This is a genomic window from Streptococcus sp. HMSC061D10, assembly GCF_001808865.1.
Taxonomy (GTDB): Bacteria; Bacillota; Bacilli; order Lactobacillales; family Streptococcaceae; genus Streptococcus.
On record NZ_KV795002.1, the window covers coordinates 1 to 274 of the forward strand.

The following is a 274-nucleotide window of genomic DNA, read 5'->3' on the forward strand; positions in this document are numbered from 1 at the left end:
TGAGGGACGAAAAGGAGCAAGAAGAAAAACGGAAATTGTTCAAGGACTGGTAACAGAGTTTTCGTTAGATATCCTTCTAAAGATTATTAAGCTTGCCCGTTCAACCTATTATTACCACTTAAAACAGCTGGATCAAAGCGATAAAGATTATGATATTAAAGCTGAAATTCAGTCAATTTATACTGAGCATAAAGGAAATTACGGCTATCGTCGCATGACTCTAGAATTACGAAATCGTGGCTTCGTAGTGAACCATAAGAAGGTGCAGCGTCTT

The 274-nt window shown here is 37.6% G+C and carries 1 protein-coding gene; it reads left to right on the top strand.

What is annotated here, in order from left to right:
- On the top strand, nucleotides 1–274 hold a 274-nt coding region (locus HMPREF2728_RS02595; protein ID WP_148130248.1), incomplete at both ends, for an IS3 family transposase.